General features: G+C 72.9%; 18 protein-coding genes. 6 read left to right on the top strand and 12 right to left on the bottom strand.

Features of this window, described 5'->3' with window-relative positions:
- Positions 1–159 precede the first annotated feature (159 nt).
- Positions 160–1,431: a lytic transglycosylase domain-containing protein gene (locus tag KG111_RS01950; protein WP_205292398.1), complete on the top strand. Its 1,272-nt coding sequence runs from the start codon at positions 160–162 to the stop codon at positions 1,429–1,431.
- Between the two features lie 63 nt (positions 1,432–1,494).
- Here KG111_RS01950 and hemB read toward each other — a convergent pair whose 3' ends face one another.
- The gene (gene hemB / locus KG111_RS01945; RefSeq protein WP_205292397.1) at positions 1,495–2,487 is read right to left on the bottom strand and encodes a porphobilinogen synthase; all 993 of its coding nucleotides are present in this window, start codon (positions 2,485–2,487) and stop codon (positions 1,495–1,497) included.
- Between the two features lie 88 nt (positions 2,488–2,575).
- Between hemB and KG111_RS01940 the strand changes: the two genes are divergently transcribed.
- Positions 2,576–3,115, top strand: coding sequence for an RNA polymerase sigma factor (locus KG111_RS01940; protein WP_205292396.1), 540 nt, complete (start codon positions 2,576–2,578; stop codon positions 3,113–3,115).
- Complete coding sequence (locus KG111_RS01935) at positions 3,112–3,840, top strand: hypothetical protein (RefSeq protein WP_205292395.1); 729 nt, start codon at positions 3,112–3,114, stop codon at positions 3,838–3,840. Before KG111_RS01940 ends, KG111_RS01935 begins: the two co-directional genes overlap by 4 nt.
- A gap of 115 nt (positions 3,841–3,955) precedes the next feature.
- Here the strand turns inward: KG111_RS01935 and KG111_RS01930 are convergent, their stop codons facing one another.
- The 9 genes from KG111_RS01930 to KG111_RS01890 form a co-directional block, all read right to left on the bottom strand.
- Positions 3,956–5,626, bottom strand: coding sequence for a bifunctional uroporphyrinogen-III C-methyltransferase/uroporphyrinogen-III synthase (locus KG111_RS01930; protein ID WP_205292394.1), 1,671 nt, complete (start codon positions 5,624–5,626; stop codon positions 3,956–3,958).
- On the bottom strand, positions 5,623–6,636 hold the full coding sequence (gene hemC, locus KG111_RS01925; protein WP_205292393.1) for a hydroxymethylbilane synthase: 1,014 nt from the start codon (positions 6,634–6,636) through the stop codon (positions 5,623–5,625). The genes KG111_RS01930 and hemC overlap by 4 nt, the downstream gene beginning before the upstream one ends.
- The gene (locus tag KG111_RS01920; RefSeq protein WP_205292392.1) at positions 6,633–7,937 is read right to left on the bottom strand and encodes a glutamyl-tRNA reductase; all 1,305 of its coding nucleotides are present in this window, start codon (positions 7,935–7,937) and stop codon (positions 6,633–6,635) included. Before KG111_RS01920 ends, hemC begins: the two co-directional genes overlap by 4 nt.
- Positions 7,934–8,761: a redox-sensing transcriptional repressor Rex gene (locus KG111_RS01915; protein ID WP_307820566.1), complete on the bottom strand. Its 828-nt coding sequence runs from the start codon at positions 8,759–8,761 to the stop codon at positions 7,934–7,936. Before KG111_RS01915 ends, KG111_RS01920 begins: the two co-directional genes overlap by 4 nt.
- A gap of 160 nt (positions 8,762–8,921) precedes the next feature.
- Positions 8,922–9,371 (bottom strand): GtrA family protein, encoded by a 450-nt coding sequence (locus KG111_RS01910; protein ID WP_275890207.1) that lies wholly within the window; start codon positions 9,369–9,371, stop codon positions 8,922–8,924.
- Positions 9,368–10,417, bottom strand: coding sequence for a glycosyltransferase family 2 protein (locus KG111_RS01905; RefSeq protein ID WP_205292391.1), 1,050 nt, complete (start codon positions 10,415–10,417; stop codon positions 9,368–9,370). Before KG111_RS01905 ends, KG111_RS01910 begins: the two co-directional genes overlap by 4 nt.
- 67 nt (positions 10,418–10,484) lie before the next feature.
- Positions 10,485–12,071 carry a hypothetical protein gene (locus KG111_RS01900; protein ID WP_205292390.1) on the bottom strand — a complete coding sequence of 529 codons (1,587 nt, stop codon included), beginning with the start codon at positions 12,069–12,071 and terminating at the stop codon, positions 10,485–10,487.
- Positions 12,068–12,640, bottom strand: a complete 573-nt coding sequence (locus KG111_RS01895) for a hypothetical protein (protein ID WP_205292389.1) — start codon at positions 12,638–12,640, stop codon at positions 12,068–12,070. Before KG111_RS01895 ends, KG111_RS01900 begins: the two co-directional genes overlap by 4 nt.
- A gap of 114 nt (positions 12,641–12,754) precedes the next feature.
- The gene (locus KG111_RS01890) at positions 12,755–13,024 is read right to left on the bottom strand and encodes a glutaredoxin family protein (RefSeq protein WP_205292388.1); all 270 of its coding nucleotides are present in this window, start codon (positions 13,022–13,024) and stop codon (positions 12,755–12,757) included.
- Between the two features lie 75 nt (positions 13,025–13,099).
- Between KG111_RS01890 and KG111_RS01885 the strand changes: the two genes are divergently transcribed.
- The 3 genes from KG111_RS01885 to KG111_RS18425 all read left to right on the top strand — a co-directional run bounded on the left by KG111_RS01885 (position 13,100) and on the right by KG111_RS18425 (position 16,252).
- Positions 13,100–13,984 (top strand): HAD family hydrolase, encoded by an 885-nt coding sequence (locus KG111_RS01885; RefSeq protein WP_205292387.1) that lies wholly within the window; start codon positions 13,100–13,102, stop codon positions 13,982–13,984.
- A gap of 131 nt (positions 13,985–14,115) precedes the next feature.
- On the top strand, positions 14,116–14,928 hold the full coding sequence (locus tag KG111_RS01880; RefSeq protein WP_205292386.1) for a sigma-70 family RNA polymerase sigma factor: 813 nt from the start codon (positions 14,116–14,118) through the stop codon (positions 14,926–14,928).
- Between the two features lie 115 nt (positions 14,929–15,043).
- Complete coding sequence (locus KG111_RS18425) at positions 15,044–16,252, top strand: DUF5667 domain-containing protein (protein ID WP_205292385.1); 1,209 nt, start codon at positions 15,044–15,046, stop codon at positions 16,250–16,252.
- Positions 16,253–16,317: 65 nt separating this feature from the next.
- Here the strand turns inward: KG111_RS18425 and KG111_RS01870 are convergent, their stop codons facing one another.
- A complete protein-coding gene (locus KG111_RS01870; protein WP_205292384.1) occupies positions 16,318–17,562 on the bottom strand; it encodes a lysophospholipid acyltransferase family protein in 1,245 nt (414 codons plus the stop codon).
- On the bottom strand, positions 17,555–18,640 hold the full coding sequence (locus tag KG111_RS01865; RefSeq protein ID WP_205292383.1) for an NAD-dependent epimerase/dehydratase family protein: 1,086 nt from the start codon (positions 18,638–18,640) through the stop codon (positions 17,555–17,557). Before KG111_RS01865 ends, KG111_RS01870 begins: the two co-directional genes overlap by 8 nt.
- Positions 18,641–18,698: the final 58 nt, after the last annotated feature.

The following is an 18,698-nucleotide window of genomic DNA, read 5'->3' as shown; positions in this document are numbered from 1 at the left end:
GCCATGTGACACCCGTAACTGCCTGTGCCAATATTCGTTGACCACGTGTCGCACCCCTCGGCGTCGCATCTCGCCTCGCCGCCCGGTGCGGTGCAGGGGTGGCCCGACGAGGGAGCGGACCACGTGATCAGGCCTTCGGGCCCGGGGAGAGAGACCACAATGTCGAGGAAGCGTCTGGGGCGGCTGCAGCGCGTCGCCACCATCATTCCACTGGCCCTGCTGTCAGCGGCCTGGACCGTATCGGTGGCCGGCATCGGCAGCGTGGCGGCCCCCAGCGCGGCACAGGAGGGTCCCGGTCGGGTGACCGACGGCACCAGCGTGCCGGAGGAGTCCATCGAGGACCCGGCCAGCATCTCGGAGCCGAGCCAGATCGAGGGCCTCAACGGCGGCAACGAGGCGGGCATCGTCTCGGCGTCGTCCACGAACGCGATCCCCGCGGCAGCGCTGGCGGCCTACCAGCGCGCCGAGACCGTCATCAACTCCGCCGACGAGTCGTGCAACCTCACCTGGCAGCTGATCGCCGCGCTCGGCCGGGTCGAGTCCAACCACGGACGCTTCGGCGGCAACGTGCTGAACAACGACGGCGTCGCGACCCCGGGCATCTACGGCATCCCGCTGAACGGCCAGAACAAGACCAAGGCCATCCCGGACACCGACGCCGGCGTCTACGACAAGGACACCGAGTGGGACCGCGCGGTCGGCCCGATGCAGTTCATCCCCTCGACCTGGCAGGTCGTGGGCGTGGACGCCGACGACGACGCGGCCCGCAACCCCCAGGACATCGACGACGCCTCGCTCGCCGCGGCGGTCTACCTGTGCTCCGGTGACGGCGACCTCTCCACCGTCGCCGGCCAGCGCGCGGCGGTCTACCGCTACAACCACTCCCAGGCGTACGTCGACCTCGTGCTGAAGATCATGGACGCCTACCTCGAGGGCGACTTCACCTCGGTGCCGAACAACTCCACCGCGGCCGGCTACGTCGTCCCGGAGCCGCCGAAGTTCAACACCGGCGCCAAGACCAACAAGAACAACATCGCCGGCCCGCGGACCAACAAGGGCAACACCATCCCGGGCTCCACGGGCGGTGGCAGCGGAACCGGCACCGGGACCCCGGGCACCGCCCCGGGCACCGGCGGCGGCAGCGGCGGTGGCGACAAGGGCAGCGCCGGCGACGACAAGCCGGGCGTGCCCGGCATCCCGAAGGACAACCCGATCTCCAAGGGCGTCGAGAAGGGCGCCGAGGCCGTCGAGGAGGTCGTCAAGGGCGTCGACGAGGGCGTCGGCGGGGTCACCTCGAACCTGATCAGCGGTGTCCTCGGCCTGCTCGGCAAGCAGGAGGCGCGCACCGCGTGCCAGGCGGCGTACCCGAAGCTGTCGCAGTCGCTGCAGCTGCTCAACTGCCTGGTGAGCTACGGCCTGCAGAAGAAGTAGCCCGCAGACACGACGAGAGCCCCGGACCACCTCGGTCCGGGGCTCTCGTGCTTCGTGGCGGGCTCAGCGCAGCAGCCGGGCAGCCTCGACGGCCCAGTAGGTCAGGATGATGTCGGCGCCGGCGCGGCGGATCGAGGTCAGCGTCTCCAGGATCGCGGGCTCCCGGTCGATCCAGCCGTTGGCGGCCGCGGCCTCGAGCATCGAGTACTCCCCCGAGATGTTGTACGCCGCCGTGGGCACCCCCAGCTCGCCGGCGGTGTCCGCGACCCGGCGCAGCACGTCGAGGTAGGCCAGCGCCGGCTTCACCATCACGACGTCGGCGCCCTCCTCGATGTCGAGCAGCACCTCGCGGATCGACTCCCGCGCGTTGCGGCCGTCCTGCTGGTAGGTGCGCCGGTCGCCGCTCAGCGAGCTGTCCACGGCCTCGCGGAACGGACCGTAGAAGGCGGAGGCGTACTTCGCGGAGTAGGCGAGGATCCCGGTGTCGGTGTGGCCCGCCTCGTCGAGGGCCGCACGGATGACGGCCACCTGGCCGTCCATCATCCCGCTGGGGCCGACCATCGCGGCGCCGGCGGCCGCCTGCGCCCGCGCCATCTCTGCGTATCGAGCCAAGGTGGCGTCGTTGTCGACCCGGCCGTCGGCGTCGAGCACGCCGCAGTGGCCGTGGTCGGTGAACTCGTCGAGGCACAGGTCGCCCATCACCACGAGCGCGTCGCCGACCTCGGCGGCGACGTCGGCGATCGCGACGTTGAGGATCCCGTCGGGGTCGGTGGCACCGAAGCCCTCGGGGTCCTTGCTCTCGGGCACGCCGAAGAGCATCACGCCGCGGAGCCCGGCCTCGGTGGCCTCGACGGCGGCACGGCGCAGCGAGTCCCTGCTGTGCTGCACCACCCCGGGCATGGAGCCGATCGGCACCGGCTCATCAGCGCCCTCGCGCACGAACATCGGCAGCACCAGCTGGGCCGGGCGCAGCGTGGTCTCCGCGACCAGCTCCCGCATCGCCGCGCTGCTGCGCAGCCGGCGGGGACGGACGACGGGGCGCTGGAGCTCGCTCATGCGCTCGAGTCTAGGTCGGCACGCCGCGCATCGGCCGGGGTGCGGGACCCACCGGTCACACCCGGCGCGCTGCCGGACACTACGTGGCATGAGCACCCCGACCGAGCAGTTCACGCACGTGTGGCACGCCGAGGCACCACGTGTGCTGGCGTTCGCCACCCGCCACGTCGGCGCGGAGGCGGCGCACGACGTCGTCGCCGAGACGTTCCTGGTGGCATGGCGGCGGTGGGGTGAGGTACCCGAGCCACCGATCGGCTGGCTGCTGGTCACGGCGCGCAAGGTGATCCAGAACCGGGCCCGCTCGGCCCGCCGGCACCGGGCGCTCGCGGACCGGGTCGCGCTGCTCGACGGCGTGACGTCGTACGCCGCGGACTCGGCGGACAGCGCGCTGAGCCGGCGGGAGGCGCTGGAGCGGCTGGCCCGGCTCGACGAGCAGCACCGCGAGGCACTGCTCCTCATCGCCTGGGACGGGCTGACCGGAGAGGAGGCCGCGGCCGTCCTCGGCATCAAGCCCGCCACCTTCCGCCGTCGACTGAGCCGCGCACGGGCCGCCCTCGCCGACCCGTCCCGCGCAGCCCCGGCAACCCGAGTCACCAGCCCCACCACCACCGCCCAGGAGGTCCGATGACCACGACCGAGCACACGCCGTCCCGCCTGGAGCAGGAGGTCGCGCGGTTGCGCCCCGAGCCGACACCGGTGGCCCCGGCATGGTCGGCGCAGACGCTGGAGCGGATCCTCGCCGCTCCGCAGGATCGCCCGACCCGACGGCGCGTGGGCCGCGCCGGGATCCTCGGCGGCGTCCTCGCCGGGGCGCTCGGTGTGGGCGGCATCGCCTACGCCTCGGGCCTGGTGCCCGCGATCATCGCCGAGGACCTCGACCACATCTCACCCACCCCGGTGAGCGACGTGCACGAGGTCGCCTCGTTCTCCGTGGCCTCCCCCGGCGGCGAGCAGGACTTCGTGATCTGGCGCGGCACCGACGCCGAGGGCCGCAGCTGCACGGCCGTGCTGGAGGCCGAGGGCCGCTTCGGTCCCGAGCTCGGCGGCTACTGCGCCGACGCCCCGACGGACGCCTGGTTCGACCGGACCTCCGAGTCCTACGCGGGCACCATCGAGGACACCCCTCCGGCGAGCACCTACTTCGTGTACGGCGAGCCGGACCTGCCGGGCGTCCGGCGGGTCCGGGTGCGGGGTGCCGGGTTCGCCCACGAGGTCGCGCTCGACCCCGGCACCGGGGGTTTCGCGGTGGCCTTGCCCGAGCTCGGCGACTCCGTCTCCGGCGACTTCGCGCAGGTCGACTTCCTCACCGCGAATGGCACGGTGCTGGGCACACGGACGCTCAGCGAGAAGTAGCCGCACCGTCCACGCGACCCCGGGCACCCGGGGAACCCTCACTACGGAAAACGGCTCCGGCCCCGACGCACCAGGTGCGTCGGGGCCGGTCGCGTCCAGCGTCAGTGCGGGGAGGTCACTCCGCCCGGCGACGGCGAGCCGAGGGCTTGCGGTCGCTGGGCTTGGTGACCGGCTCGCCTGCCTCGACCATCGCGGCGCGGCGCGCGGCACCGAAGCCCGCGAGCGCCTCGACCAGCAGGTCGACGTCCGGCTTGGGCGCCATCACGTCGACACGCAGGCCGTGCTCCTCCGCGGTCTTGGCCGTGGCCGGGCCGATCACGGCGATCACCGTGGACGGGTGCGGCTTGCCGGCGATGCCGACCAGGTTGCGCACGGTCGAGGACGAGGTGAACACGACCGCGTCGAACTTGCCGGTCTTGATCGCGTCCCGGGTCGGCGCCGGCGGCGGCGCGGCCCGCACGGTGCGGTAGGCGGTGACGTCGTCGCACTCCCAGCCGAGGTCGATCAGGCCCGCCACCAGGTTCTCGGTGGCGATGTCGGCACGCGGCAGGAAGACCCGGTTGATCGGGTCGAGCTGCTCGTCGTACTCGGGCCAGTCCTCGAGCAGGCCGGCGGCGGACTGCTCGCCGGAGGGCACCAGGTCGGCCCGCAGGCCCCAGGCGGCGATCGCCTGGGCGGTCTTGTCGCCGACCGCGGCGATCTTGAGGCCGGAGAAGGCACGCGCGTCGAGGCCGTACTCCTCGAACTTCTCACGCACCGCCTTGACCGCGTTGACCGAGGTGAAGGCGATCCACTCGTAGCGGCCCTCGACCAGTCCGCGCACGGCCTTGTCCATCTGCTGGGGGTTGCGCGGCGGCTCGACGGAGATCGTCGGGACCTCCTCCGGCACGCCGCCGAACTCGCGCAGCCGGTTGGACAGCGAGGCGGACTGCTCCTTGGTGCGGGGCACCAGCACACGCCAGCCGAACAGCGGCTTGGTCTCGAACCAGGACAGCTTCTCGCGCAGGTCGACCACCGAGCCGATGACGGTGATCGCCGGCGGGGCGATGCGGGCCGCACGGGCGTCCGCGGCGATCCGCTCGAGCGTCGAGGTGACGGTCTGCTGCTCGGTGGTGGTGCCGACGCGGGTCATCGCGACCGGGGTCTGCGGAGAGCGGCCGAGCTCGATCAGCTGCTTGGCGATGTCGCCGATCTGGCCGACCGCGGAGAGCAGCACCAGGGTCGGGAAGTCGAGGTAGCGCTTCCAGTCGACCTTGTCGCCGCAGGTGACCACGGCCACCTCGCGGTTGTCCTTGGTGGTCAGCGGGATGCCGGCGTAGGCCGGGACCGCGGAGACCGACGACACGCCGGGGACGACCTCGAAGCCGAGGCCGGCCTTCGCCACCGCCTGCGCCTCCTCGGGGCCCGAGGCGTAGAGGAAGGGGTCGCCGCCCAGCAGCCGCACCACCCGAGCGGCTCGCTTGGCCTGCTTGACGACCACCTTGGCGCGGGCCGCGTGGGTCAGCGGCTGGCCGTCCTCACCGAAGCCGCCGTCGATGATCTCGACCTCGGCGGCGTCCTCGGCGATCTCACCGGCGGCGAGAGCGCGGGCGCGGACGACCTCGACGAGCGTCACGTGGGCGGGCTCCTCGGTGATGATCACCTCGGCGTCCTGGATGAGCCGCACGGCACGCACGGTGAGCAGGTCCGGGTCGCCCGGACCCGTGCCCACGAAGGAGACCCCACCGGGCCTGAGCTGGTCGGCGGCGGGAGACGGGGCAGCCTTGGCTGTCGTGGCTCGCGTCATGCGTTGTGCACCTCTGCAGATCGTGCGGATGGGTGGTCGTTGCTGCTGGGGGGTGGGGGCGGGGAGGACGCCCGGTCGTCCAGCTCGGCCGCGCCGTCGTCCAGCATCTCGCGGCCCAGCGCCTGACCCAGAATCGTCGCGGCGTCGGACCAGGAGGCGGGCTCCTCGGCGAGGGGGCTCGAGGCCGAACGTCGTACGGCGAGCGTGCCGTCGGGTGACAACGCGACCGCGCGCAGCCACAGCTCGGGGCCGTCCTCGCCCTCGACGAGGTCGGCCAACGCCCCGATCGGGGCCGAGCAGCCGCCCTCGAGGGTGGCCAGCACGGCCCGCTCGGCGAGCACGGCGGCACGGGTGGCGGGGTCGTCGAGCCTGGCGAGCAGGGCCAGCGTCTCGGCGTCGTCGCTGCGGCACTCCACCGCCAGCGCACCCTGGCCGGGGGCGGGCAGCATCTGCAGCGGGTCGAGGACCTCGGTGACCTCGTCGAGCCGGCCGAGCCGGGACAGCCCGGCGCGGGCGAGCACGACGGCGTCGTACCGGCCCTCACGGACGTGGCCGATGCGGGTGTCGACGTTGCCGCGCAGGCCGGCGACGTCGAGGCCGAGGCCGAGCGCGTGCAGCTGGGCGACGCGGCGCGGCGACCCGGTGCCCACCCGGCTGCCCGGCGGCAGCTCCCCCAGGGTCAGCCCGTCGCGGGCCACCACGACGTCGCGCGGGTCCTCCCGCATCGGCACGGCGGCCAGGGTGATCCCGTCCGCGGGTGTCGTGGGCAGGTCCTTCAGCGAGTGCACCGCCACGTCGACCTCGCCGGCGAGCAGGGCCTCGCGCAGCGCGCTGACGAAGACGCCGGTCGCCGAGGCGGCCTGCGAGATCGGGATGCCGGTGGCCTGGCTGCGGTCGCCGTCGGTGTTGATCTCGACGAGCTCGGTGGCCGTGCCGAAGGCGTTGATCGCGGCAGCGACGTGGCTCGACTGGGTGGTCGCCAGGGCGCTGCGGCGGGTGCCGATCCTCATGATCCTGCCTCCTTCACGACCGGGCGGGTGACGGCGTCGACGGCGTCGGGGTCGAGCGCGAAGAGCTCGGCCAGGGCGGCGGCGTACGACACCGCACCGTCGGTGTCGGCGAGCTGCTTGACCCGCACGGTGGGCTCGTGGAGGAGCTTGTCGGCCACCCGTCGCACGGTCTGACGGATCTCCTCGAGGGTGACGTCGTCCAGGTCGGGCAGCCGGCCTTCGAGGCGCTCCATCTCCGCCTCGACGACGTCGGTGGCCATGGAGCGCAGGGCGACGACGGTCGGGGTGACCTTGGCCTGGCGCCGGGCGGTGAGGAAGGCGGCGACCTCCTCGCCGATGATCCGGCGGACCTCGGCCACCTCGCGGCCGGTCGCTCCGCCCTGGAGCCGGGCCCGCAGCTCGGCGAGACCGACCACGGTGACGCCGGGCAGGGAGGCGACCTCCGGTCCGACGTCGTGCGGCAGCGCCAGGTCGACCAGCCCGAGCGGACGGTCGGTGCCGCGGCGTGCGGCGCGCACCATGTCCGCGTCGATGACCACGCCGGTCGAGCCGGTACAGCTGATGACGATGTCGGCGCGACCGATCTCGGCCTCGAGCTGGGCGAACGGCACCGGGTGGGCGCCGTACTGCTCGGCCAGGCGTGCGGCCCGCTCCATCGTGCGGTTCACGACCGCGACCCGACGGGCCCCGGCACGAACGGCGGTGGCGGTGGCCAGACCGGCCATCGTGCCCGCGCCCACCACGACGACCTCGCCACCGAGGACGGGGCGGGCGCTCTCCGCGACCGCGTCCAGCCCGGCGCTGACCAGCGTCGGGGCGACCTGGTCGATGCCGGTCTCGGCGCGGGTGCGCTTGCCGACGCGCAGCGCCTGCTGGAAGAGCGAGTTCAAGGCCGGCCCGACGGTTCCGGCCTCCTGGCCGCGGCGCAGCGCCTCCCGGGCCTGGCCCAGGATCTGGCCCTCGCCGATGGCCATCGAGTCCAGGCCGGCCGCGACCTGGAACAGGTGCGAGACGGCGCCGTCGTCGTAGTGCACGTACAGGTGCGGCAGCAGCTCCTCGGTGCTGGCTCCGGCACGCTCCACGAGCAGCCGGGAGATCTGCTCGATGCTCCCGTGGAAGCGCTCCACCTCGGTGTAGATCTCGAGCCGGTTGCAGGTGGCGATCACCGCCGCCTCCATGACGTGGTCGCACGAGGCGGCGTCGGCGAGGAGCTTCTGCGCACCCTCGGGGCCCAGCGCGACACGCTCCAGGATCGGCATCGGGGCGGAGTTGTGGGAGATGCCCACGACCAGGACGCTCACTGTGCTCCTCCTTCGACCGCGGTGCCGGACAGCTTCCCGTCGACCGTCACGTCGACCTTTCCGTCGGCCTTCCCATCGACCTTCACGTCGACCTCCCCGTCGACCTCCCCGTCGACCTTGCCGTCGACCTTGCCGTCGACCTTGCCGTCGAGAGCTCCGGCGGCGAGGACGCTGTGGGCCTTGCGCTGCTCGTGGTAGGCGAGGATCTGCAGCTCGATCGACAGGTCGACCTTGCGCACGTCCACGCCGTCGGGCACGGCGACGACGGCGGGAGCGAAGTTGAGGATGCTGGTGATGCCGAACTCGACCATCCGGTCGGCGACGCCCTGCGCGGCGTGGGCCGGCGTGGCGATCACCCCGATCGCCACGTCCTGCTCGCGCACGATGGCCTCGAGCTCGTCGAAGGCACGCACCGCGACCCCGGCGACGGTGCGCCCGATCAGCTTCGGGTCGGCGTCGAGGAGCGCGACGACCCGGAAGCCGCGGCTGCGGAAGCCGGAGTAGTTGGCCAGGGCGTGGCCGAGGTTCCCGATGCCGACGATGACGACCGGCCAGTCCTGGGTCACCCCGATCTCACGGGCGATCTGGTAGCGCAGGTAGTCGACGTCGTACCCCACGCCGCGGGTGCCGTAGCTGCCCAGGTACGACAGGTCCTTGCGCAGCTTGGCGCTGTTGACCCCGGCAGCGGAGGCGAGGTCCTCGCTCGAGCAGGTGCGGATGCCGCTGTCGGCCAGGGCGGTCAGTGCCCGCAGGTAGACCGGCAGGCGGGCCACCGTGGCCTCCGGGATGACCCGGTGCGCGTCCGTCGAACTCCGTGTGCTCACAGCTCCACTTTCCAGCCTCGTCCGGACCGATCCGTGCAGGACGCGACCCGGTCACTGTAGGAGCTTGTGAATGTGAGAACCAAATCGTCTCCGGGCAGGGCCGAGCGGCCCGTTCCCGCCCGGCACAGGCGTGCGGGCGGGGGGACGACGAGCCCGGCGCTCACCGCGTGACGTCGGTCTCCTCGCGGTGCTGCACGGGCCACACGACGAACCGGTAGGCCACGAAGTTCAGGACGAGACTGCACGCGATGGAGGCCAGCTTGGCCAGCCAGATCCGCAGCTCGCCGGCGTCCGCCCAGCCGCCCAGCGTGACGTCCGGACCGCGCTCGAGCAGCCACAGCCAGCCGTGGATGAGCAGCGGCTGCGCCAGCCACATCACGGCCCCGGTGGTGGCCAGGAACAGCGCGGCCTGGCGCAGCGTGAGCCGCCGGGCACCGAAGGTGAACAGCCCGTTGACCACGAAGCTGAACAGCATCCCGGCGCTGCTGGAGACGAGGTTGGCCAGCGCGATGCCGAGGCGGTCGTGCAGCAGCACGAAGAGCACCGCGTCGATGGCGGTGTTGCAGACCCCGACGGCCGCGAAGCGTACGAGGGTCGAGCGCTGGCTCAGGAGACCGCTCCCGCGCCGCGTGACGCCTGCGGCGCCTCGCCGGCGGGCACACCGCGCCCGGACGCCGGGTCGCGGGCCACCATCGCCAGCGTGTAGAGCGGGCGGTCCTGGGCCTCGACGTAGACCCGGCCGAGGTAGCTGCCGATGACGCCCATCATCACCAGCTGGATGCCGCTGAGCATGAACATGCCGACGCCGAGGAACGCCCAACCGGGCACCGTCTCCTCCGGCATGAACAGCCGCACCCCGAGCACGTAGCAGGCGAGCAGCAGGCTGAACGCCGAGATCGCGAAGCCGAGCCGGGAGATCATCTTCAGCGGGGCGGTGGAGAAGCCCAGGATGCCGCTGGCCGCGAACCCGATCATCTTGCGCAGCGGGTAGCCGCTCTCCCCGGCGTAGCGCTCGTCGCGGTCGAACAGCAGCGCCTCCTGGCGGAACCCGACGTGGGCGACGATGCCGCGCAGGAACCGGTCGTGCTCGCGGTAGCGGGCGACCTCGGCCACGACGCGGGCGTCCATCAGCCGGAAGTCGCCGACGTTGCGCGGGATCTCGATCGAGGCGAGCCGGTCCAGCACCCAGTAGAAGCCCCAGGCGGTGGCGCGCTTGAAGGCGGTGTCCTTGCGGGTGCGGCGCTGGGCGTAGACGACCTCGGCGCCAGCCTCCCAGCGCTCGATCATCTCCAGGCTGACCCGCGGCGGGTCCTGGAGGTCGGTGTCCATCACCACCACGGCGTCGGCCGCGCCGGTCCCGGCGACGAGGTCCAGGCCGGCGGTGACCGCCACCTGGTGGCCGTAGTTGCGGGAGAACTGCACGATCGTCACCCGCGGGTCGCGCTCGCGCAGCTCGACGAGCCGCTCCAGGGACGCATCCCGGCTGCCGTCGTCGACGTAGACGAACTCGAAGTCCAGGTCGGCCCGAGCGCTCGTGGCACCCACCAGCGCCTCGTGGAAGACGGCGATGTTGTCCTGCTCGTTGTAGACGGGCAGGACGTACGCCACGCGACGCCGTACGGGGGTCTCGCCCGCAGTCTCAACGGTGCCGTCCATGATCCGGAACTCTAGTCACCGCGGGCGCCGTCGGGTGCGCCCCGGGTGCACTGCACCACTCGCAGGGTCACCAGAAGACGAGGACGGAGACGGCGAGCGCGAGGGCCACCAGCGCGGTGGCCACGGCCAGCGACACCTGGATCCGGTTGAGCCACCGCACCGCGACCAGGTCGGCCGCCGGTGTCGGGGCGGTGGCCGCCGGGGCACGCCGCAGCTGACGCCCACGCAGGTACATCGCGGCGGCCAGGCCGAAGAAGGGCGCGGCCGTGGTCCAGTACCGCCCGCCGGCGACGTGCACGAACGGTTGCACCAGCAGCCCGCCCAGGCACAGCTTCACCAGCACGTCGAGCATGCGCGCCTCCAGGCTGCGCCGGGCGACGGAGAGCAGGGAGGCCGCGCTCAGCAGCAGGACCGGGTAGTACAGCAGCCAGGTGCCCAGCTGCGCCGCCCAGCCACCGACCTCGCCCACCGGGCCGCGACCGCCCTCGGGCACCACGTGGTTGACGAAGACGGCCGGGATCAGGCTGTAGGCGGCGAGGTTGTGCGCCACCTGGTCCAGGTAGTGCCCGGGCGTGAGGTCGCGCAGCGCGTGGTCGGACATCTGTCCCAGCACCTCGACCTCGCTGGTGCCGGTGGCGCGCGCGACCTCCCGGGCGTAGCGCACCGGCCGGAACCACAGCGTGCTGTCGGGGTCACACTCGCCGAAGCAGACCTGGTCCCGCTCGCCGAACGTGTTGGCCTTGACGGTGGGCACCGTGGTCGTGGTGAGCACCCGGGCGCCCAGCACGTGCGAGGCGTACGCCGACCACGGCGCCAGCAGGACGCCGAACACCGCGGCCGCGACGAGCGCGGCGCCGATCGCGCGCAGCCGGACCCGGCCGCGCAGCAGGACGACGGCGGCGACGAGCGTCACCACGCCGAGGCCGGCGAGCAGCACCGCCGTGCTGGAGCGCAGGTAGAGGATGACGATCGAGAGCAGCCCGATCACCAGCCCCTCGCGCACCCCTGGCCCGCGGCCGGCCCGCATGCCGCGGAACATCTCCACGAGCCGCAGCAGCAGGAGGAGCAGGAGCGCGCCGGCATTCAGGTCGCCCCAGGCGCCGAAGGTGAACATCACCCACATCGGCACCAGGCCCGGGAAGATCGCGAGCACGACGGCCCAGCGCGGCCCCAGGGTGCGCACCACCTGGCGCAGCACGACCAGCCACAGGGCGAGGTTGACGAGGCCGAGGTAGGCGCGCACCAACGCGATGTCGGCGTCGGGGAACACCACGTAGAGCGGCGCGGCGACGATCGCCATCCCGGGCATGAACCAGCCGGAGGCGACCACGTTGCGGTCCAGCTCGGCGACGTCGGGCCCGTTGAGGGCGAACAGGTCGCGCACCCCGTTGGACAGGGCCATCGCCGCGTTGAGGTAGGCCGACTCGTCGCCGTGCGGCGGGGAGTCGACGACGAGGAGGTAGACCAGCGCCTTGAGCACGACGTGCGCCACGACCAGCCAGCCGAGCAGCACCATCGGCGGTGGCAGCCGGCGCCCGCGCACGAACCAGGCCCCCGTCGTACCAGCGTCCGGGGTGGCGGCGGAGTCGCCGGCGGCGTCTTTGGCCGGGGCGCCGGACGCGGTGGTCGACTCGTCGAGCGGAGAACGGCTCACCGCGGCAGCCTCCTGTCTCCCCAGCGCTTGGTCGACTTCGGGTCCGCGCAGACGGGGTCGTCCGAGGCGGCCGCCACCACCGGCAGGTCGAGCACGAACGATCCGCGCACCAGCGTCTCCGCATCGGTGTCAGGCAGCGCCGCCAGCCGTAGCCCGACCCGCTGGGTGCCGTCACCGAGCTCGACGCTCACCGTCTCGCCGTCGTCGGTGCGCGAGCGCTCGGTGAAGCCCACGGCGGCGAAGGCGGCGACGATCTCGGCGAGCGCCTCGTCGCGGTCGAGGAGGTCGTACTGCCCGCGCAGCTCGCGGCGCACGCCGGTGGCGGTCTCGACGTCTCCGTCCCAGCGGACCTGATGGGGAAGGTCGAGCCGGGCGTCGCCCGGGAGCGGGAAGCAGCCGGTGGACAGCGCGGCGGGCGGCAGCGGCGGCCGGTAGTTGCCGGTCGGGACCGCGCGGCCGAAGGAGTGGCTGAGCCCGAGCACGGCCAGGACCCCGAGCACCGCGACCCCGGCCAGGACGCGACGCAGCAGGCGCGCCCGCGAGCGCGCCGGGAGAAGGTCGGAAGCCATGGTGCGCACGAGGATAGTGGCCGCGCGGCGGCGTACGACGGCTCCCCTCGGGACCGCCTCGGAACCGTGCGGCCCACCTTCACCCGGCGCTCGCCGGCTGTGGACGCGGAGGCCTCAGCCGGTGAGGGCTCGGCGCAGGCGCACCGGGTCGACGCGCCAGAAGTCGTGCTGGCGGCCGTCGACGAAGGTCACCGGGATCTCGTTGGCGAAGCGGTCGGCGAGCTGCGGGTCGTCGTCGATCGAGACCTCGGTCCAGCTCTCCCCCAGCTCGGCGCAGACCGCCTCGATGACGGCGCGTGCGTCGTCGCACAGGTGACAGCCCGGCCGGCCGTACAGGGTGACCCGGGGGGCGCCCTGCTGGCCGGGGTCCACGACGTCTGCCATGGGATCGATCGTAGTGCGCGGCACCTGTCCGCCGTTCCCTGGTCGCGGCGCGCCCCGGCTCCCTAGAGTTGGCGCATGACGCCCCCGGACCGTTCGCACCGGCCCAACCTGCAACGACGCTCCCGGCTCGCCGGCGAGGCCGCGGCCGCGGCGGCCGAGGTGGAGAACGCGCTCGCGCTGCCCGCGGACGCCACTTCGGCGGCGTTCTTCGACGTCGACAACACGGTGATGCAGGGCGCGAGCATCTTCCACCTGGCGCGCGGGCTCTACCGGCGCAAGTTCTTCACCACCCGCGACATCATGGGTGCGGCCTGGAAGCAGGCCTACTTCCGCGTCGCCGGGGTGGAGGACCCCGAGCACGTCGCGGAGGCGCGCAACTCCGCGCTGGCCTTCATCGCCGGGCACACGGTCACCGAGCTGGAGGAGCTGGGCGAGGAGATCTTCGACGAGGCGATGGCGCACCGGATCTGGCCGGGCTCACGGGCGCTGGCGCAGATGCACCTGGACCAGGGCCAGCGGGTGTGGCTGGTGACCGCCGCCCCGATCGAGATCGCCAGCCTGATCGCGCGCCGCCTCGGCCTGACCGGTGCCCTGGGCACCGTCGCCGAGCACGTCGAGGGCGTCTACACCGGCAGGCTCGTCGGCGAGATGCTGCACGGGCCCGCGAAGGCGGTGGCCGTGCATGCACTGGCCCAGCGGGAGGGCCTGGATCTCGCCGCCTGCTCGGCCTACAGCGACTCCGCCAACGACCTGCCGATGCTCAGCCTCGTCGGCGACCCCTGTGCGATCAACCCCGACGCCAGGCTGCGTGCCCATGCCCGCGAGCACGGTTGGCGGGTGCACGACTACCGCACCGGCCGCAAGGCCGCCCGGGTGGGGCTCATCGCCGGTTCGGCGACCGTGGGCGCGGCGGTCGCCGGCAGCGTCGTACGGCACCAGGTGCGCCGGCACCTGCCCTGAGCCGACCTCAACCCCGGCACGCCCCCGCACGCCTCGTCGCTTCCCCGCCAGGACTGCTCTCGGCAACTTTCGGGTAACAAACGAAAGAGTTTCACCGTAGGATGACCGGCCGGGAGAGGGAGGGACGGTCCATGTCCGGGGAGACGAGCACTGCGCGCGGCCTGGAGGCCCTGCGTGCCGCCGTGCTCTCCGTGCTGACCCCTCCCACCTGCGCACCCAGCCTCGCCCTGGCCGGCGCCGCCGCCGGCCCAGCGCGTCCGGCACGGCGCGACGGCTTCGGCTGGCTGCTCAGCGAGGCGACCAGCGAGCTCGGCGGCGAGGACTTCGACCGCGGCCGGGAGCAGGGCGGGTACGGCGACGCCACGCTGGCCGCCTCCTCGGAGGACTCCCCCGAGGCACGCGAGCGGCTCATCGGGCTCGTCGAGCTCGCCCGCGGCGGCGACGCCGAGGCGTTCGGGCAGCTCTACGACCACTACCAGCCCTCGGTCTACCGCTTCCTCTACTACCGCACCCGCTCGGTCGTGGTGGCCGAGGACCTGTGCTCGGAGACCTTCTTCCGCGCGCTGCGCAACATGTCCTCGTTCCGCTGGCAGGGCAAGGACTTCGGCGCCTGGCTGATGACGATCGCGCGCAACCTGGCCACGGACCACTTCAAGGCCGGCCGCACGCGCCTGGAGCTGACCACCGATGACATGGGTCAGCACGATGACACCACGGAGGGCCCGGAGAACGCGGTCCTGGCCGGGCTCACCAACGAGGTCCTGCTGCAGTCTCTGACCAAGCTGCCCAACGAGCAGCGCGACTGCCTGGTCATGCGCTTCCTGCAGGGGATGAGCATCGCCGAGACCGCAGCCGCCCTCGGCCGCAGCGACGGCGCCATCAAGCAGCTGCAGCTGCGCGGCGTACGGAACCTCGCGAAGCTGATGCCGGAGGGCCTGAGATGAGCAATCCGGGCTATGTGGCCCTGGCTCATCGGTCCGTAACCACCGGGACCGACCCCTCGTTGACCCGTTCACACGACATGCGGGGCAACGACGCCCTGCTCGGGCGAGGACGGACATGGTGATGCGCGGGAACCCGGGGTCGCGGAGCGCGGAGGAGTTCGACGTCCTCCTCGCCGGAGGGGGCACCCCCGACGAGCGGCAGCAGGAGCTGCTGGAGCTGGTCGCCGCGATGCGCGCGGTCCCCGCCCCCGCCGCCCGGCCGGAGTTCGTTACCTCGCTGCGCGCGCAGCTGGTCGCCGCCGCCGAGCGCGAGCCCGCGCGCGCCGAGGAGGCCCTTGCCGCCCGGCTGACGCCGCGCCAGCGTCGCGGCAGCCGTGAGCGTCGCCTGGCCGCGCTGGTCGGCGGGTTCGCCGTCGTCTCGGCGTCCGGCTCGATGGCGATGGCCTCGCAGGGCTCGCTGCCCGGCGACGTGCTCTACCCGGTCAAGCGGGCGATCGAGAACGCCCAGACCAACCTGCGCGGGGACCAGGGCGCCAAGGCGGAGAGCCTCATCGACCACGCCGAGGCGCGACTGGACGAGGCGAAGCGGCTTGTCGCCCGCGAGGCCGGCCCCGACGCCGTCTCCAAGGCGCTGCAGGACTTCACCGACCAGACGAACCAGGCCGCCGACTTCGCCCTCGAGGACTACGTCACCCACCGGGACCCGCAGCGCATCGCGGACCTGCGGGCCTTCACCACGAGCAGCATGGACGTGCTCAGCGCGCTCACCCCGCTCGTGCCCGAGGGCAGCCGACCGATCCTGGTCACCGCCACCCAGACCGTGCGGCAGATCGACGTCGCCGCCTGGGAGACCTGCCCCGCCTGTGCCGACGAGGACATCGCCGAGCTCCCCGAGATCGCCACCCGCCAGCTCAGCGCCGTGCTCAGCGGCGACGTGCCGAAGGTCGCCTCGGTCACCGTGCCCGGCCGCAAGCCGGCGACCCCCGAGCAGCAGAAGCAGCCCCGCGGCGGTGAGGCGACCGACGCGCCCACCTCTCAGACCTCGCCCACGCAGCAGCCGAGCCCCGCTCCCAGCGACCCGGCACAGCCCGGCGAACGCCCGCCCTCGATCGGCGGCGCGGTCGGCGAGAAGCTCAACAACGTCACCAAGGGCGTGACGGGCGAGAAGTCCGGCGGCTCCGGCAGCAAGGGGAGCTCCGGAAGCACCGGCGGCACGGGCGGGACCGGTGGGTCCGGCACCACCGACAACGAAGGCGGCCTCGTCGGCACCCTCGTCGACGGTGTCGGCGGACTGCTCGGCGGCCTCGGCCTCACCCCACGCTGACCGCGCTGACCCAGTTGACCGCGCATCCTGTGCGCGGCGTCGTGCGCGCGTGAGCGGAGCGCGACCTACTTGAAGACCGACTGCCGCTGCATGAGCAGCCGGTAGAGGGTCTGCTGGATGGACTCGCGGACCTGGTCGGTGACGTTGAAGACCAGCATCGGGTCCTCGGCCGCCCCCTCCTCGTACTCGTCGGTGCGCACGGGCTCGCCGAACTCCAGCAGCCACTTCGAGGGCAGCGGCACGAGGCCGAGCGGCCCGAGCAGCGGGAAGAACGGAGTGATCGGGATGTAGGGCACCCCGAGCAGGCGGGCCAGCGCGGGGACGTTCCCGACGAGCGGGTAGATCTCCTCCGCACCGACCACCGAGAGCGGCACGATCGGTACGCCGGTACGAAGTGCGGCGGAGACGAAGCCGCCGCGGCCGAAGCGCTGCAGCTTGTAGCGCTCGGAGAACGGCTTGCCGATGCCCTTGAAGCCCTCCGGCCACACCGCGACGAGCTCGCCGTCGCGCAGCATCCGCTCCGCGTCCTCGTTGCAGGCCAAGGTGGCGCCGCCCTTGCGGGCCATGGCGCCGACGACGGGGATCCGGAAGACCAGGTCGGCGCCGAGCGGGCGCAGGTGGCGGCCGGTGTGGTCGTAGACCGCGGCCAGCGTCATCAGCCCGTCGACCGGGATGGTGCCGGAGTGGTTGGACACGACCAGCGCGCCGCCCTCGCTGGGGATGTTCTCCGCTCCGCGGACCTCGATGCGGAACCACTTGTCCGCGATCGGGCGCAGCGCGGCGATGAAGAACCGGGTGGTGATCTCGGCGTCGAACCCGTACTCGTCGACGACGTAGTCACCGGTGACCCGGCGCCGCAGGAACGCCAGGAAGCGGGCGAGCTGCGGCTCCCAGGCGTCGCCGAAGAGCTCGCGGGCGGCGTGCTGGAAGGCAGCGAGCCAGTCCGCGGTGGGGATCCCGACCAGCGGGGAGGCCGACCGGTCGCGGGTGGTCGCGGCGGGGCGGGCCGGCTCCTCGGGGACGGCACCGAACGGCGCGCCGGGCACCGTCTGCTCGCCAGTGGGCTCAGCCGTCCGGGGCGCGGCCGGTTCGACGGCGGCCTCGTCGGGCGTGGGCACGGCGTCGGCCTCCGCTCCGGGCTGCTCGGCGGGCTGCTCGTCGGGCTGCTCGTCGGGCTGCTCGTCGGGCTGCGTGGCCCGTTTGCCGGGCTGCTTGCCGGCCAGGTCCCGCGCGGCGGCGGAGGGACGCTTGCCCGTGCCGCGTCCGGGCTTGCCGCGGGTCCCGATCGGGATGATGTCAGCGTCAGCCACTGTCGCCTCCAGCCACGCTCAGCCGCGGCGAGCGGCGTTCGGATGCGGGAACCTCTCCGTCGGCGTCCACCGCAGGGAGCCGATCGGCCAGCGCCGCCAGGACCCGCTCGGAGCGCCTGGGCGCCGGCGGCAGGGTCTCGACGAATTCGTGGAGCGCCTCGGCGGTGCTCATGCGCGGCTCGAAACCGAGCACGGTGCGCATCCGGGTCGTGTCGACGCCTCGCCCGTAGGTCAGGAACGCGACGAGCTCCGGGGACAGGTCGGCCAGGCGCGCCGACTTGAGCGCCGCGCCGAGGCCGCCGAAGGCGATGCCCGGCACCGGGACGCTGGGGCGGCCCATCCGGCGCAGCGTCTGGCTCAGCATGAGCGGCCCGTCGCCGGCGACGTTGAAGGTGCCCGCGACGTCGCTGAGCACCGCGTGCTGCAACACGCGGTACAGGTCCGACTCGTGCAGGAACTGCATGCGCGGGTCGAAGCCGAGCACGGTGGGGATCACCGGCAGGCGCAGGTACGACGTCAGCGGGCTGACGATGCGCGGGCCGATCACGTTCGCGCAGCGCAGCAGGGCCACCTGCACGTCGGGTCGCCGACGACCGAAGCCGCGGACGTAGCCCTCGACCTCGATGACGTCCTTGGCGTAGCCGGTGCGCGCAGGACGCCGCGGCTGCATCTCCTCGGTGAACATCGCCGGGTCGCGGCTGCTGGCGCCGTACGCGATCGTCGAGGACTTCACGACCAGACGACGCACCTGCTCGGACTTCTGGCACGCCGCGAGGAGCTGCATCGTCCCGATGACGTTGAGCTCCTTCATGGTGCCGCGACCGCCGGCGGAGCCGGGAGTCGCGATGACACTCATGTGGACGACCGTGTCGACGTCCTCCTTGGCGATCACCTTGGCGATCACCGGGGTGCGGATGTCGGCGCGGACGAACGTGACATCACCGAGGTCGCCGCGGGGAGGGATGACGTCGACGCCGATCACCCGGTCGACGCCGGGGTCGGCTGCGAGCGAGCGCGCGAACGTACGACCCAGGTCCCGGGAGACCCCGGTGACAAGGACTGTGCGACCGGCACCCATCCGACCCACTCCCTCGGTTCAGGCCGGCGCGCTCACGCGCGCCGGGTGATCACCTCGG

Origin of the sequence: Nocardioides faecalis (genome assembly GCF_018388425.1) — a bacterium.
Classification (GTDB): domain Bacteria; phylum Actinomycetota; class Actinomycetes; order Propionibacteriales; family Nocardioidaceae; genus Nocardioides; species Nocardioides faecalis.
The sequence above is the reverse complement of the archived record's forward strand: the minus strand, read 5'-3'. Positions and strand labels throughout refer to the sequence as shown.